Annotated in this window: 14 protein-coding genes; 6 read left to right on the top strand and 8 right to left on the bottom strand. The window is 73.7% G+C overall.

Annotated features, from left to right (window positions below; translation table 11 throughout):
- The first annotated feature begins 25 nt into the window (after nt 1-25).
- Nucleotides 26-1,927 carry a M48 family metallopeptidase gene (locus ACFZAU_RS00680; protein WP_500550430.1) on the top strand — a complete coding sequence of 634 codons (1,902 nt, stop codon included), beginning with the start codon at nt 26-28 and terminating at the stop codon, nt 1,925-1,927.
- A 12-nt stretch (nt 1,928-1,939) separates the two neighbouring features.
- Here the strand turns inward: ACFZAU_RS00680 and ACFZAU_RS00675 are convergent, their stop codons facing one another.
- On the bottom strand, nt 1,940-3,334 hold the full coding sequence (locus ACFZAU_RS00675) for a C39 family peptidase (protein ID WP_500550429.1): 1,395 nt from the start codon (nt 3,332-3,334) through the stop codon (nt 1,940-1,942).
- 291 nt (nt 3,335-3,625) lie between these two features.
- Here ACFZAU_RS00675 and ACFZAU_RS00670 point away from each other — a divergent pair, with 291 nt between their 5' ends.
- Entirely contained in the window at nt 3,626-4,798 is a 1,173-nt protein-coding gene (locus ACFZAU_RS00670) for a sialidase family protein (RefSeq protein WP_500550428.1), read from the top strand.
- 37 nt (nt 4,799-4,835) lie between these two features.
- Nucleotides 4,836-5,105 (top strand): chaplin, encoded by a 270-nt coding sequence (locus ACFZAU_RS00665; protein WP_499603076.1) that lies wholly within the window; start codon nt 4,836-4,838, stop codon nt 5,103-5,105.
- 129 nt (nt 5,106-5,234) lie between these two features.
- Here ACFZAU_RS00665 and ACFZAU_RS00660 read toward each other — a convergent pair whose 3' ends face one another.
- Genes ACFZAU_RS00660 through ACFZAU_RS00650 form a run of 3 tightly spaced genes read right to left on the bottom strand, consistent with a single transcriptional unit; the run spans nt 5,235 to nt 8,523 of the window.
- On the bottom strand, nt 5,235-6,317 hold the full coding sequence (locus tag ACFZAU_RS00660; protein WP_500550427.1) for a threonine aldolase family protein: 1,083 nt from the start codon (nt 6,315-6,317) through the stop codon (nt 5,235-5,237).
- Nucleotides 6,314-7,078 (bottom strand): SDR family oxidoreductase, encoded by a 765-nt coding sequence (locus ACFZAU_RS00655; protein WP_500551096.1) that lies wholly within the window; start codon nt 7,076-7,078, stop codon nt 6,314-6,316. The genes ACFZAU_RS00660 and ACFZAU_RS00655 overlap by 4 nt, the downstream gene beginning before the upstream one ends.
- A gap of 26 nt (nt 7,079-7,104) precedes the next feature.
- Nucleotides 7,105-8,523 carry a DUF6421 family protein gene (locus ACFZAU_RS00650; RefSeq protein WP_500550426.1) on the bottom strand — a complete coding sequence of 473 codons (1,419 nt, stop codon included), beginning with the start codon at nt 8,521-8,523 and terminating at the stop codon, nt 7,105-7,107.
- A gap of 229 nt (nt 8,524-8,752) precedes the next feature.
- Here ACFZAU_RS00650 and ACFZAU_RS00645 point away from each other — a divergent pair, with 229 nt between their 5' ends.
- Nucleotides 8,753-9,448: a glycerophosphodiester phosphodiesterase gene (locus ACFZAU_RS00645; protein WP_500465118.1), complete on the top strand. Its 696-nt coding sequence runs from the start codon at nt 8,753-8,755 to the stop codon at nt 9,446-9,448.
- A gap of 42 nt (nt 9,449-9,490) precedes the next feature.
- Here ACFZAU_RS00645 and ACFZAU_RS00640 read toward each other — a convergent pair whose 3' ends face one another.
- The 3 genes from ACFZAU_RS00640 to ACFZAU_RS00630 form a co-directional block, all read right to left on the bottom strand.
- On the bottom strand, nt 9,491-10,036 hold the full coding sequence (locus tag ACFZAU_RS00640) for a GNAT family N-acetyltransferase (RefSeq protein ID WP_500550425.1): 546 nt from the start codon (nt 10,034-10,036) through the stop codon (nt 9,491-9,493).
- 40 nt (nt 10,037-10,076) lie between these two features.
- Nucleotides 10,077-10,358: a hypothetical protein gene (locus ACFZAU_RS00635; protein ID WP_500550424.1), complete on the bottom strand. Its 282-nt coding sequence runs from the start codon at nt 10,356-10,358 to the stop codon at nt 10,077-10,079.
- 104 nt (nt 10,359-10,462) lie between these two features.
- Nucleotides 10,463-10,909: a hypothetical protein gene (locus tag ACFZAU_RS00630; RefSeq protein WP_500550423.1), complete on the bottom strand. Its 447-nt coding sequence runs from the start codon at nt 10,907-10,909 to the stop codon at nt 10,463-10,465.
- A gap of 74 nt (nt 10,910-10,983) precedes the next feature.
- Here ACFZAU_RS00630 and ACFZAU_RS00625 point away from each other — a divergent pair, with 74 nt between their 5' ends.
- Entirely contained in the window at nt 10,984-11,370 is a 387-nt protein-coding gene (locus tag ACFZAU_RS00625; protein WP_500465115.1) for a VOC family protein, read from the top strand.
- Between the two features lie 60 nt (nt 11,371-11,430).
- Here ACFZAU_RS00625 and ACFZAU_RS00620 read toward each other — a convergent pair whose 3' ends face one another.
- Complete coding sequence (locus tag ACFZAU_RS00620) at nt 11,431-12,882, bottom strand: aminotransferase-like domain-containing protein (protein ID WP_500550422.1); 1,452 nt, start codon at nt 12,880-12,882, stop codon at nt 11,431-11,433.
- Here ACFZAU_RS00620 and ACFZAU_RS00615 point away from each other — a divergent pair.
- Nucleotides 12,881-13,786, top strand: coding sequence for a DMT family transporter (locus ACFZAU_RS00615; protein WP_500550421.1), 906 nt, complete (start codon nt 12,881-12,883; stop codon nt 13,784-13,786). The genes ACFZAU_RS00620 and ACFZAU_RS00615 overlap by 2 nt on opposite strands.
- Nucleotides 13,787-13,836: the final 50 nt, after the last annotated feature.

Genomic DNA, 13,836 nt, shown 5'->3' with positions numbered 1-13,836 from the left:
ACGCGGGCACGCGAGGGGGTGGGCGATGAGCACGGTGTGGGCGTCGTTACGGGCGCTGCTGGCGATCGTGCTGCTGGTGGGGCTGGTCGTGCTGATCGGCGGGCTCGGGATCGGCGTCCTCGCGATGCTCGCCCTCTTCCTGCTCGCGGCCCGTGACGGCCAGACGGACCTCGCCATGCGCGGTGTCCTCTTCGCGGCGGCGGCCGTCCCCCTGCTGCTGACCATGGTCCAGGGGCTGGGCGCGATCACCCGGTCAGCGCCCCCGCGCGCCGACGCGGTGCCGGTGTCCCGCGAAGAGGCGCCCGCGCTGTGGGAGTTGGCCACCGGCATCGCCTGGCGGGTCGGGGCGCGCCCGCCGGACGTGCTGCTGCTCACCGGGGACGCCAACGCCTCGGTGGCGGAGGACGGGGCCGCGCTGGGCCTGCTGTCCGGGCAACGGCGGCTCCATCTGGGCCTGCCCCTGCTGGCGAGCCTCACCCACGCGGAGCTGCGGGCCGTGCTGGCGCACGAGTTCGGCCACTTCTCCCACCGCCACACGCGTTTCGGCGCCGTCGCGTACCGGTGCGACGTGGCACTGGCCACGACGCTCGGTCAGTGGAACACCGGCAGGAAGTGGTTCTCGCTCCCCCATCTCGTGGTGCGCGGCTCCGTCCGGCTGTACGCGCTGGCCTTCCGCCGGCTCACCTTCGCCGTACGACGCCGGCAGGAACTGGAGGCAGACCGCACGGCGGCGAACCTGGCCGGACGGGAGGTGACGGTGTCGGCGCTGCGCGCGACGCACGGCACCGCGACAGCCTGGCGGAGGTTCCGGCGGGAGTGGCTCGATCCGTCCGCCCTGGCGGGGCTGCACCCGGACAACCCGTATCTGGCGTTCCGTTCGCTCCTCGGCGAGCTGGGCGTCCGTCGCGAACCGGTGGACGACGACCGCACCCGTCCGCACCGGCGCGACTCCCACCCCCCGCTCGGCCTGCGGCTGCGCCGCCTGGAGGAACTCGACGTCCCGCCCGGGGAGGACGACGGCACGGGGACGCTCCGGTTGCTGCCCGGGAGCCTGGGCCGGGTGCTGACCGAGCTGCGCGGTCCGCTGGCCCACAGCCTGACGACCCTGCCCTGGGAACGCTGGACCGAGCTCTCCGCCAACCGCGCCGCCGGCACGCGCGCCTGGGACCTGCTGCGTGCCGCGTCGCGCGCGACCGGGGAGCGGCTGCCGGGGCTGGACACCGTCCTGCGGCTGCTCGCCGACGAGGGACCGGCGCCGCTGGTCCGGGAGTTCGACGGCACCCATGAGGACCTCGCGGAGGCGCTGTACGCACTGGTGGGCCACACCCTGCTCAGGGAGGGGCGGGCCTCCTGGGTCCCGCTCTGGGGCGGCGGCACCCGCTTCGTGTGCGACGGCCTGGCCGACGACGGACTGCGGGCGCTCGTCGCGGAGGCGCTCTCCGAGCCGCCCGTCCTCGACCGCCTGCGGCTCCACCTCACGCTCCTGGACGTGGACCCCGACCGCTCGGGGCCGCCCGACCCGGCGAATCCGTGGCTGGAGGAGCCGGCGGGCGACCCGAAGAAGGAGCCGTCGTTCCAGGGCCGGCGGTTCACGATCGTGGCCGACCCCGAGGCAGAGAAGCAGCGGAAGCGGCAGACCCGTGTCGGGCTGGTGACCATGGGCGCCGGCGCGCTCGTCGGCATCATCGTGGGGACCGCCGGGGACAACGACCGCACCGTGCCGACACCCTTGCCAGTCCCAACGCTCTGCCATGTTGTCAACGACGTCCGCGGATGCGATCCGGTACCCGGCGCGCCCGGCTACCCGACGCCGGACTGGCGGACGGCCTTCCCCCCGTACCGCCCCTCCTTCCCGGCCTACGTCCCGAGCCTGCCGCCCGTGCCGGACTTCTCGCTGCGCCCATTCGCGCCTGCGACGCCCCGCTGAACACCTGCCGCCCTACAGGACCCCGATCCGCTGCAGTGCCCGGGTCTGCCGGCCGGAGGGCCGCAGCGGCCAGTACAGGTAGCAGACGCCGCCCGTGCCGGTGCGCAGCTGCCCGTCGGCGGTGTAGCGCTTCGTCCTGAGCCAGATCGTCTCGAACTGCGCCCGTTTGTAGACCCGGCGCACCGAGGCGTCGTCGGGGCTCGCGGGATCGTTGGCGATGACGTCGCCGTCGGCGGTGAAGCCGATGACGCACATCAGGTGCCCGGAGGTCCCGTAGCCCGCGCCGTCCAGCTCGGTGGCGAGGAAGGACTGGGACGTTATCACCGGGATGCCCGCCCTGATCAGCAGTTCGACGTCGCCCAGGCCGCGCAGCCGGGTGACGACGCCCACCATGTCGCGGTAGGTGGCCGCGTAGGCCGCGTTGAACGGCCAGTTGCCGCAGCCCTCGTACTGGCTGTCGTAGGTGTACCGGGCGGCGTGGTCGACCTGCGGGTCGGCGTACGAGGGGTCGACCCAGGCCAGGTCGGCGGCGGTCGGCTCGCGGCCCCAGTACTCGATGACCATCTGGGAGCCCGTCGGGCTGCACCAGGCCTCGCCACCGTTGTCGTACTGCGGGTACTGGCCCTTGTGGATCGCCTGCGAGTAGCGCGGGACGGGCAGTTCGACCCCGCGTCCCACGCCCGGCACCGACGCCGGCACCGTGAAGCGGTCCGGGACGTCGGAGGCCATGGCGCCGAGCCGCCAGACGGTGGGGGTGACGCGCGAGCCGGGGGTCCGCAGCAGCGTGAGCCGCAGCCGGTAGGCGGCGAGGCGCAGGCCCGAGGCGGCGTCGTCGACGGAGAGGGTGTCGGTCCAGACACTGCTCCTGCCGTCGCTCTGGTCGTCGACGGAGGTGCGCCTGATGTCCGCGTCGCCGGAGGCCCAGCGGCCCATCACGTACCACGGGGAGAGACTGCCGTCGGTGTAGGTGGCGCGCAGCTCGACCTGGATCCAGGTGCCGGGCGGCGTGCGGGCGTTCCAGGAGGCGACGATCTCGGTCGCCGGGTGCCGCGGGGTGTGCTCGGGGGAGGTCCAGGTGGCCGTCTCCCACGTGGCGGTGGAGTGGGTGTGCGGGTCGGTGTACTCCATGGTGCCGGTCGGACGCAGGATCGCCACGCCCGGGCGCGGACCGGGCACGACCCCGGTGCCGTAGGTCCGGCCGCGGTGCCAGTCGGCCCACCGCGTCCAGGCGCGGTAGTCCACGGCGGCCGGGTCGCCGTCGTGGGCGCCCGGCGTGCCCACCACCTCGTCGGCGAGGTCGCACGCGTCGGCGTCGGACGCGGCGAGGGCCCGCGGGGCGGTCGTCGCCGCGGCGGCCGCCGCAATGGCGGCGGCCAGCACCGTACGACGCGGGGTCGGTCGGGTCATGGCGGTGTCCCCCTGTCATGAGCATGGACGACAGGTGCACAACTATCGCTCCACGCGCGCCTTTCGACCAGCACCCCCGAAAGGATCCGGGCACATTCATTGGTCGATACCTCTGACACAGAGAAAGGCGGGAGCCGGAGAACCGTCAAGCATATCCTCGCCGTTTCGGCCTAATTCCTCATATTGAACTACCGGAAAAGCATCGAACGGAGTGTCATACGGCGACTCGGGCGAACCGATGAGAATGTGGCGCCGCTGGCCGACCGCACGCCGTCCCGGAGGAACCGCCCCATGACATTCGCCGCCGCCAGGGGCGTACGCACACTGGCCGGCCTCGCCCTGCTGTTCACCGGCGCCGCCGGATGGCAGGCGTCCGCGGGCGCGGCGACCACGCCGCTCCCGGTGGCCTGCACGACGTCCGTGCCCTTCCGCTCCGGGACCGAGGGCTACCACACCTTCCGGATCCCGGCGGTCGTGCGCATCGGGGGCGCCGCCCTCCTCGCCTTCGCCGAGGGACGCCGCAACTCGGCGGCGGACGACGGCGACATCGACGTCGTGCTGCGGCGCTCCTACGACGGCGGCTGCACCTGGGAACCCCTCCAGGTGATCGCCGACGCCGGCACCCAGACCTTCGGCAACCCCGCCCCCGTGGTGGATCCCCGCACCGGGCGCGTCGTGCTGCTGATCTGCCGCGACACCGGCCCGGAACGGCTCGTCTACGAACTGCACAGCGACTCGGGCGGCCTGAGCTGGTCCCCGCCCCGCGACATCACCGCCGCGGTCAAACCGGGCAACTGGCGCTGGTACGCGACCGGTCCGGGGCACGCCATCGCGCTGACGAGCGGCCCGCACGCCGGCCGCCTGCTGGTGCCCGCCAACCACACGTCCGTCCTGGCCGGCCGGACCGTGCACGGCGCCCACGCGCTCTACAGCGACGACAGCGGCCTGACCTGGCACATCGGCTTCGTCCAGGCGCTCCCCGGCGACTGGCTCAACCTCAACGAGAGCACCATGGCCGAACTCGCCGACGGCAGGGTCTACGTCAACAGCCGTGACGACCACGGGTTCTCCGCCCCCACCCGCGCCGACGCCTACAGTCCGGACGGCGGTCTCAGCATCAGCGGCATCTTCCGGCCGCAGGGCGCCCTGGAGGGCCCCGAGGTGCAGGGCAGCGTGCTGCTCACCCGCACCGGGGCCCTGCTGTACTCGGGCCCGGCCGACCCCGCCAAACGCCGCCTGATGACCCTCCGGGTCAGCGGCGACCAAGGCGCGTCGTGGACGTCCGGGCCCCCCGTCAGCGACTCTCCCGCGGCCTACTCCGACCTCGTCGAGCTCGCCGACGGCACCGTCGGCCTGCTCTACGAGACCGGAATCACCTCCCCGTACGAGTCGGTGACGTTTACGCGGTTGACGCAAGGACCGAACGGGTGGATTCCCACACCCGGGGCCGGAACGGTTCGTTGAGCAGGGTCCACAGAGCGATCTTCCATAAGGAGAACGAATGATGCGCATCGCTAAGGCCGCGGCCCTGACCGCTGTCGCCGGCGCCACCGTGCTGGGCGCCGCGGGCGCCGCCGGCGCGACCGACCACGGTCGCGGCTACGACCACGGCGGTGCCTCGGCGCAGGCCGCCGCCGTCGGCTCCCCCGGTGTCGCCAGCGGCAACGTCATCCAGATCCCGGTCAGCGTCCCGATCAACCTGTGCGGCAACACCATCAACGCCATCGGGCTGCTCAACCCCGCGCTCGGCAACGTCTGCGTCAACGCGTGATCCGGCGGCCCCACGGGGGCCGCGGGGCGACGCGCCGAGGGGCGTACGGGACATCCCGTACGCCCCTCGGGCTTTGTGCGGTCCTGCGGGACGCCGCGGCCGTGCCCCTTTCCGGCGCCGGCCGCGGATTCACGCGGAATGGGCGGCCATTTCCTCCGCCAGCGCCGCCGCGAAGGAATCCACGTCCTCCTCGGTCGTGTCGAACGAGCACATCCAGCGGACCTCGCCGGTCGACTCGTCCCAGAAGTAGAAGCGGTAGCGCTTCTGCAGCCGTTCGCTGACCTCCCGCGGAAGCACCGCGAAGACCGCGTTGGCCTGGACGGGACGGACGACGGTGACGCCCTCGACCGCGCGGACGGCCGACTCCAGCCGCCGGGCCATCGCGTTGGCGTGACCGGCGCTGTGCAGCCACAGGTCACCGGAGAGCAGCGCCTCGAACTGCACCGAGACGAAGCGCATCTTGGAGGCGAGCTGCATGGACAGCTTCCGCAGGTGCTTCATCGCCCGCACCCGCTCCGGGTTCAGCACCACGACGCACTCGCCCAGCAGGAGCCCGTTCTTCGTGCCGCCGAAGGACAGGACGTCCACACCCGCGTCGGTGGTGAACGCGCGCAGCGGCACCCCGAGGGTGGCCGCGGCGTTGGCGATCCGCGAGCCGTCGAGGTGCACGGCCAGACCCCGCTCGTGGGCGTGGTCGCAGATCGCGCGGATCTCCTCCGGCGTGTAGCAGGTGCCCAGTTCGGTGGACTGCGTGATCGAGACGACCTGCGGCTGCGCGCGGTGCTCGTCGTCGAAGCCCCAGGCCTCCCGGTCGATCAGCTCGGGGGTGAGCTTGCCGTCCGCGGTGGGCACGGTGAGCAGCTTCAGCCCGCCCATCCGCTCCGGGGCGCCGCCCTCGTCCACGTGGATGTGGGCGGAGGCGGCGCAGACGACCGCGCCCCAGCGCTCGGTGAGCGCCTGCAGGGCCACGACGTTGGCGCCGGTGCCGTTGAAGACCGGGAACGCCTCGGCCCGCGGGCCGAAGTGGCCGCGGAAGACGTCCTGGAGGTGGGCGGTGTACTCGTCCCCGCCGTAGGCGACCTGGTGGCCGCCGTTGGCGAGGGCGATCGCCGCCAGCACCTCGGGGTGGATCCCCGCGTAGTTGTCGCTGGCGAAGCCCCGGACCTCGGGGTCGTGGTGCCGGACCGCGTCGGTCGGGGATGCTGCGCTCACGGGCGGGGTGTCAGCCACTGGCGGGTTCCGTTCACTTCCTCGGCGGGCCGGCTCCACACGTCCGCGATGGCGTCGGCCAGGTCGGTCACATCGGTGAAGCCCGCGAACTTGGCGTTCGGGCGCTCCTTGCGCATCTGCTCGTGCACCAGCGCCTTGATCACCAGCACGGTGGCGGCGGTGCTCGGGCCCTGCTCCCCCGCGAGCTTGCGGAAGGAGTCGCCCATCGCCAGCGTCCACGCCTCGGCGGCCGCCTTGGCCGCGGCGTACGCCGCGTTGCCGGCGGTGGGCTGCGTGGCCCCGGCGGCACTGATCAGCACGTAGCGGCCGACGGGGCTGGAGAGCAGGCCGTCGTGGAAGGCCAGCGAGGTGTGCTGGACGGTACGGATCAGCAGCTTCTCCAGGAAGTCCCAGTCCGCGAGGTCGGTCTCCTGGAAGGAGGCCGAACCGCGCCAGCCGCCGACCAGGTGGACCATGCCGTCGATCCGCCCGTGCTCCTTCTCGATGCGGCCCGCCCACTCGCGGGTGGCGTCCAGGTCGAGCAGGTCGACGATGTCGCCGGTGATCCCGGCGCCGCCGGCGTCGAAGCGGGCCAGGTCCACGGCCTCGGCGAGCCGCTCGGGGTTGGCGTCGGCGGCGATGACCCAGGCGCCGGCGCGGGCGAGCCGCTGCAACGTCGCGCGTCCGGCGGGGCCGCCGGCCCCCGCCACCGCGATCACGGCTCCGGCCAGGGGTCCCCTGGCCACCTCGTTGGCTTCCGTCATCTGCGCCGCCTCCTCGACTGAATCGGTCACGCGGCCACCTGGCCGGTGCCGTGGGCTGTGATGCCCTTGGTCGAGGCGATCACATCACGCAGCTTCTTGGCCAGCGCCTCGTAGAACATGCTGAGCGGGAATTCGTCCGGCAGCACGTCGTCCACGAGCTTGCGCGGCGGCTGGTCGAGGTCGAGGGCCTCGGGCCCCTTGGCCCAGACCGAACCGGGGTGCGGCGAGAGGTAGTCCGCGACGAGACCGTAGGCGGCGAACCAGTGCACGAGCTTGGGGCGGTCGATGCCGTCCCGGTACAGCTTCTCGATCTCGCCGCAGAGCTGGGTGGTCACCTGCGGGGCGCGCTGCCAGTCGATGTGGAGCTTGTTGTCCGTCCAGCGTACGGCGTCGTGCTTGTGCAGGTAGGCGAAGAGCAGCTGGCCGCCGAGGCCGTCGTAGTTGCGGACGCGGTCGCCGGTGACCGGGAAGCGGAAGAGGCGGTCGAAGAGGATCGCGTACTGGACGTAGCGGCCCATGCCGTGGCCCTCGGCCTCCAGCTTCACGGCCTCCTTGAAGGTCGTGAGGTCGCAGCGCAGCTCCTCCAGGCCGTACATCCAGAACGGCTGCCGCTGCTTGATCATGAAGGGGTCGAACGGCAGGTCGCCGTGGCTGTGGGTGCGGTCGTGGATCATGTCCCACAGCACGAAGGTCTGCTGGCTGAGGTCCTGGTCGCCGAGGAGTTCGGCGGCGTCCTCGGGGAGCTCGAGGCCGAGGGTGTCCACGGCGGCACGGCTCACCGCGCGGAAGCGGGCGGCCTCGCGGTCGCAGAAGATGCCGCCCCAGGTGAAGCGCTCGGGCGCCTCGCGGACGGCGACGGTCTCGGGGAAGAGCACGGCGGAGTTCGTGTCGTACCCGGGGGTGAAGTCCTCGAAGGTGATCGGCACGAAGAGGGGGTTGTCGTAGCGGGTGCGCTCCAGCTCCGACAGCCACTGCGGCCACACGACGCGCAGCGCGACGGCCTCGAGGTTGCGGTCCGGGTTGCCGTTCTGCGTGTACATCGGGAACACCACGAGGTGCTCCAGGCCGTCCTGGCGGTCGGCCGCCGGGTGGAAGGCCAGCAGCGAGTCGAGGAAGTCGGGCACCGCGAACCCGCCCACGGCCCAGCGGCGCAGGTCCACGACCAGGGCCTCGTGGTAGGCCTTGTCGTGCGGCACGAGCGGGGAGAGGTCCTCGACGGCGCTGATCACACGGTGCAGGGCGCTCTCGGCGGCGGCCGGCTCGGGCGCGCCCTCCGCGGAGAAGTCGATCGAGCCGTCCTTGCTCTGCCAGGGGCGGATCTCCTCCACCGCCTGCTTCAGGACCGCCCAGGCCGGGTGCCGGACAATGCCGCCGCCGGACACACCGGTCTCGCTGGTGGCTGCGCTGTCCATCGATGCCGCTACCGGCGACAGAATTTCCGTCATGACCCCTCCTTCGCTGAAGAACCTCTTGTCCGCTCACCGTATATACGGCAGCTTCTCCCGTTCAAGTGGAGGCGGAGGAGATTCTTCCGCCGACACGGCCCCGGACCGTGGTTCTTCCTGTGGGCGGCCGCGCCGTTCATCCCGCGTTCGGCCTTGCGCCGCAAGGGACCGCTAGGCTGCCCGGTAGTCCGTCGATCACCCGCAGCACCCAGCACGGAAGCGGTTCCCCTTGAGCTTTCTCACCGTCGGCCACCGCGGTGTCATGGGCGTCGAGCCCGAGAACACCCTCCGCTCCTTCGTCCGCGCCGAGCGTGAGGACATGGACCAGATCGAGCTCGACCTGCACCTCAGCAAGGACGGCGCGTTGATCGTCATGCACGACGTGAAGGTCGACCGCACCACGGACGGCGCGGGGCTGATCGGCGACCTCACCCTGGACGAGCTGCGCGAGCTCGACGCGGGCCACGGCGAGCGGGTCCCGGTCTTCGAGGAAGTGCTCGACGCGGTCACCAAGCCGATCCAGGCCGAGATCAAGGACGTCGCGGCGGCCCGCGTCCTGGCCGGCGTGATGCGCGAGCGCGACCTGGTCGAGCGCGTCGACGTGCTGTCCTTCCACGACGAGGCACTCGCCGAGATCCGCGAACTGGTGCCCGACGTGCGCACCGTGCTGGTCGCCCAGGGCCCGATGGGCTCGGAGATCGTCACCCGGGCCCAGGCGGTCGGGGCGCGGCTCGTCAGCCTGAGCCTGCGGCGGATCAGCCTGGCGCTGGTGCAGGAGTGCCGGCGCGCGGGGATCTCGGTGATCGCGTGGACGGTGAACACCCCGGCCGACCTCGCGCTGGCACGGGCCCTCGGCCTGGACGGCGTCGTCACCGACATGCCGGCGGTCAAGCGCGCGGTCGAGGGCGGCCTCACCGACTGGTGACCCGTCCCGGCGGGCGAAGCGAGCCGGGACGGGGCGCCGGGCTCAGCCGAGCTTCTTGACCAGCAGCTCGAAGGCGAGGTCGTCGCGGGTGGGCAGCCCGAAGCGCGCGTCGCCGTACGGGAAGGGGCTGGTGCGGCCGGTCCGCACGTAGCCCCGGCGCACGTACCAGGCGATCAGGTCGGCGCGCTGCGTGATCACCGTCATGTGCATCTCGTCCGCCGCCCACTCCTCGCGGGCCAGCCGCTCCGCCTCGGCGAGCACCAGCTTGCCCATGCCGCCGCCCTGCAGGGCCGGACGCACAGCGAACATCCCGAAGTAGGCGTGCCCGTCGCGGTTCTCCAGCTGGCAGCACGCGACGACGGCGCCGTCCGACTCGACCGCGAGGATCAGGCTGTGCTCGCCGTCGATGACGGCCGCCACGCCCTCGGGGTCGGTGCGCTGCCCCTCGAGCAGATCCGCCTCCGTCGTCCACCCGGCGCGGCTGGACTCCCCGCGGTACGCCGACTCGATCAGCGAGACGAGCGCCGGGACGTCCTCACGGGTGGCGGTGCGGAAGACGGGGCGGGCGACGGGCTGCGCGGTCTCCATGACGGGGGCGTCCTCTCTGCGGCGGCGGCTCGTCCCGAGGCTAGCCGGTCGTATCGGGGGACGGCACGAAACCCCGGGCCCGCACATGGCGCAGGAACTCCTCCGGCGGCGCGCACCCGCGCCGCCGCACCCACTGCTCCCAGGCCAGGTCCCACGCCCAGGTGCCGTCGGTGGCCCGTCCCGGGCGGACGTACTCGTACGGCCCCTCCGCCAGTGGATCCGGGGCGTGGCTCGCCGCGATGACCAGGATCCGGCCCGCCGCGAGGTAGTCCGCGAGCGGTTCGCGCAGCTCCTCCGGCAGGCTCCCCGGGACGAGACGCACCTGGCGGCCCCTGCCTCGGCCCACGCGGGACGGAGCGGCGGTGAGGACGGGGGGCCCTGGGCGGCCGGGTTGGCCGGCCGGCGGCGGCCGTGCGCGGTGGGCACCTAGCGCTCCTCGCCCGTGGGCTCCCCCGCCTCCAGGGTGACGGCGAATCCGACCGCCCTCAGCCGTGCGGCCAGCAGCGCCGTCTCCGGCCCCGTTCCCCGCTCCCCCTCCGCGGCGAGCGCGCGCAGCCGCCCGCGGACCTCGGCGAGCGGCAGGCCGAACACCTCGCGCAGCGTCTTGAGCGCCCGCGCGCCCGCCGCGCCGGGCAGCGGCTCGGCGCGCAGCACCACCGGGCCGTGCGCGGCGATCAGGGCGGCGCTGACGTGCTCGGGGACCTCGCCGCGCCCGCACTCCACCTCGTCGGAACCGCACGCCTCGCAGGCACCCTCCACGCTCCAGTGAAGGGCGCCGTCGATGACGATCACACCTGCGTGGTGGCCGGCCTCGGCGCCGCAGCCGGTGCAGGTCTTGAACAGCGGGGCGATCGCGCCCGGGCCGTGGTCCATGCGGGGCAGCCTCCCCCGGCGGAAGGCGCCGTGTCAGCCGGTTTTCCCGGCGGCGCATGGGTAGCTTCGGGCCCGTGACGAACGTACTGAGCAGCAGGATCCTGCTCCGGCCGACCGATCTCCCCAGGTCCCGTGCCTTCTACCGGGACGACCTGGGGCTCGCGGTCTACCGCGAGTTCGGGCCCTGGGAGGAGCGCGGCACCGTCTTCTTCCTGGGCGGGGGCTTCCTCGAGGTCTCGGGGCACGCCGACGAGCCGCCCGCTCCGGGGCTCCAGTTGTGGCTCCAGGTCGAGGACGTGGCGGAGTGCCACCGGCGGTTCGCCGGGCGTGGGGTCCGCATCGTGCGCAAGCCCGTCCAGGAGCCCTGGGGGCTGGTGGAGATGTGGATCGAGGATCCCGACGGCGTACGGATCTGCGTGGTCGAGGTCCCCGAAGACCATCCGCTGCGATACCGGCCGTAGGCCCGCGCGGTCACGAGCCGGACCTGGCCATGCGGCGCGGCGTCCGCGCACCGGCCCCGGTCACGGGGCCACGCCGGTCTCCGCGCAGGCGGCCGCGAAGCGGCGGACGCCCTCGGCGATCTCCTCGGTGCCGCGGGTGTCGGCGAAGCTGAGGCGCACGTACGGCGCCGGGGCCTCGGCGGCGAAGTAGGGGCGACCGGGGGCCACGGCGGCGCCGGCCCGCAGCGAGGCGGCGGCCAGCGCGGACTCGTCCGTGCCGTCCGGGAGCCGGAGCCAGAGCTGGTAGCCGCCGACGGGGACGCGGACAGCGGCCGCGAGCGCCGGCAGGTCACGGTGGAGGGCGGCGAGCATGGCGTCCCGGCGCTCGCGCAGGCCCGCGGAGACGGCCCGGAGGTGCCGGGGCCAGGCGGGGGCGCCGACGAGTTCGAGGGTGGCCTCCTGGAGGGGGCGCGGCACGAAGAAGCTGTCGACGACCTGGATGGCGCGCAGCCGCTCCATGACCGGGCCGCGGGCGACGAGCGCGCCGACGCGCAGGCTGGGCGAGGTGGGCTTGGTCAGCGAGGTGACGTGGACGACGGTGCCGTACGGGTCGTCGGCGACCAGGGGCGGCGGGGCTTCGGCGCCGTGGCCCAGGCGCCGGGCGAAGTCGTCCTCGACCAGGAAGGCCCCGGCGGCGTGGGCGATCTCGGTGATCCGCCGACGGCGGTCCGCGGCGAGGACGGCTCCGGTGGGGTTCTGGAAGAGCGGCTGACAGAAGAAGACCCGGGCGCCCGTGGCGGCGAAGGCGTCGGCGAGCAGGTCGGGGCGCACGCCGTCGTCGTCCACGGGGACGGGGACGGGACGCAGCCCGGCCGCGCGGGCGACGGCCATGGCGCCGGGGTACGTCGGCGACTCGACCAGCACCGGCGAACCGGGTGGGGCGAGCGCCCGCAGGGCGGTGGTTAGCGCGGCCTGGCCGCCCGCGGTGACCAGGACGTTGGCGGGGCCGAGCGTGCCGCCGGGGCCGCCCGCCTCGCGCGCGAACCAGGCCCGCAGCGCCGTCAGACCCTCCAGCGGCGGCATGTCCCAGGCGCCGGGGCGGCGGGCGGCGCGGGCGAGCGCGGCGCCGAGTGCCTGTCCGGGCTGGAGCGAGGGGTGCAGGTAGCCGCCGTTGAAGGCGATGACCCCGGGCGGCGGGACGGCGAGGCTGGCGGTCACGCCGGAGGCGTCGACGACCCTGGGGGCGGGTTCGCCGTGCTGCTCCTCGACGGTGAGGGCCATCTGCTGCCAGGAGGTGTCGACGGCGCGGGGCCCGCCCGCGGCACGGTGGGCACGGTAGGCGCCGGCACCGGGGCGGGTGACCACGAGGCCCTCGGCGGCGAGGGCGGCCAGGGCGCGGGAGACCGTGACGGGGCTGACGCCGAAGCGCTCGACGAGGACACGGCTCGAGGGCAGCTTCTCACCGGATGAGTAGCGCTGGAGCTCGCCCCGCAGGGTGTCCGCGAGGTTTCCGGAACTGCTACCGTCATTCATGACAGCACAGAATAGCGCTACTGCGGCCCCGTCGATAGCGGTCGGGAGCCGTGCACGGGGCACCGCCCTCGCCGGGTTGGGGGTCGCCGCCTTCTCCCTGACGTTCCCCGCGACGCACTGGGCCCTCACGGGACTCGGCCCCTGGACGGCCACGACCGTCCGGGGCGTGCTGGCGGCGGCCGTGGCGGGCGTCTGCCTCACGGTCGCACGGGTGCCGCGGCCCGACCGCGGGCACTGGGTGGGGCTCGGGGTCGTGGCGCTCGGTGTCGTCCTGGGTTTCCCCCTGCTGACCACCCTGGCGCTGCGCACCACCGACACCTCGCACGCCGCCGTCGTCGTGGGCGCGTTGCCGCTGGTCACCGCCGTCCTCGCCGCCGTACGCGTCGGGACCCGCCCGTCACGGCTGTTCTGGTCGGCCGCGGTCGCGGGCGGGGCGATCGTGGTCGGCTTCGCCCTGTGGCAGGGCGGCGGCGCCCCGACGAGGGGCGACCTCTTCCTCTTCGCGTCGCTGCTGGTCTGCGCGGCCGGTTACGTCGAGGGCGGGCGGCTGGCCTCGGTCATGCCGGGCTGGCAGGTCATCGGGTGGGCGCTGGTCGGTGCGCTGCCCCTGACGGTTCCGGCGGCGGGGGTCGCGCTCGCGCTCGAACCCGTGCACCTGGGCGGGCAGGCGGTGGCGGGGCTGCTCTGGGTCTCGGTGGTGTCCCAGTTCCTCGGGCTGATGGTCTGGTACCGGGGCATGGCCGCCGTCGGTGTGGCGCGCGCCAGCCAGTTGCAGCTCGCCCAGCCGTTGCTGACGCTGGTGTGGGCGGCCGCGCTGCTCGGCGAGGACCTGGGCGCGCTGACCGCGCCCGCGGCGGTGGCGGTCCTGGTGTGCGTGGCCGTCACCCAGAGGGCCCGCAGCTGAGACGGCGGCGGGCCGTGCCGCGCTCCCCCGGTACGCCTGTGCGCTGGAGT

It is taken from the genome of Streptomyces sp. NPDC008238 (assembly GCF_042956445.1).
Lineage (GTDB): Bacteria > Actinomycetota > Actinomycetes > Streptomycetales > Streptomycetaceae > Actinacidiphila.
The sequence above is the reverse complement of the archived record's forward strand: the minus strand, read 5'-3'. Positions and strand labels throughout refer to the sequence as shown.

What these genes read in the sequence shown, in the direction of transcription:
- ACFZAU_RS00670 (WP_500550428.1), top strand. Translation starts at nt 3,626, where the DNA reads ATGACATTCGCCGCCGCCAGGGGCGTACGCACACTGGCCGGCCTCGCC.
- ACFZAU_RS00640 (WP_500550425.1), bottom strand. Translation starts at nt 10,036, where the DNA reads ATGGAGACCGCGCAGCCCGTCGCCCGCCCCGTCTTCCGCACCGCCACC.
- ACFZAU_RS00630 (WP_500550423.1), bottom strand. Translation starts at nt 10,909, where the DNA reads ATGGACCACGGCCCGGGCGCGATCGCCCCGCTGTTCAAGACCTGCACC.
- ACFZAU_RS00650 (WP_500550426.1), bottom strand. Translation starts at nt 8,523, where the DNA reads ATGACGGAAATTCTGTCGCCGGTAGCGGCATCGATGGACAGCGCAGCC.
- ACFZAU_RS00620 (WP_500550422.1), bottom strand. Translation starts at nt 12,882, where the DNA reads ATGAATGACGGTAGCAGTTCCGGAAACCTCGCGGACACCCTGCGGGGC.
- ACFZAU_RS00675 (WP_500550429.1), bottom strand. Translation starts at nt 3,334, where the DNA reads ATGACCCGACCGACCCCGCGTCGTACGGTGCTGGCCGCCGCCATTGCG.
- ACFZAU_RS00615 (WP_500550421.1), top strand. Translation starts at nt 12,881, where the DNA reads ATGACAGCACAGAATAGCGCTACTGCGGCCCCGTCGATAGCGGTCGGG.
- ACFZAU_RS00665 (WP_499603076.1), top strand. Translation starts at nt 4,836, where the DNA reads ATGATGCGCATCGCTAAGGCCGCGGCCCTGACCGCTGTCGCCGGCGCC.
- ACFZAU_RS00680 (WP_500550430.1), top strand. Translation starts at nt 26, where the DNA reads ATGAGCACGGTGTGGGCGTCGTTACGGGCGCTGCTGGCGATCGTGCTG.
- ACFZAU_RS00655 (WP_500551096.1), bottom strand. Translation starts at nt 7,078, where the DNA reads ATGACGGAAGCCAACGAGGTGGCCAGGGGACCCCTGGCCGGAGCCGTG.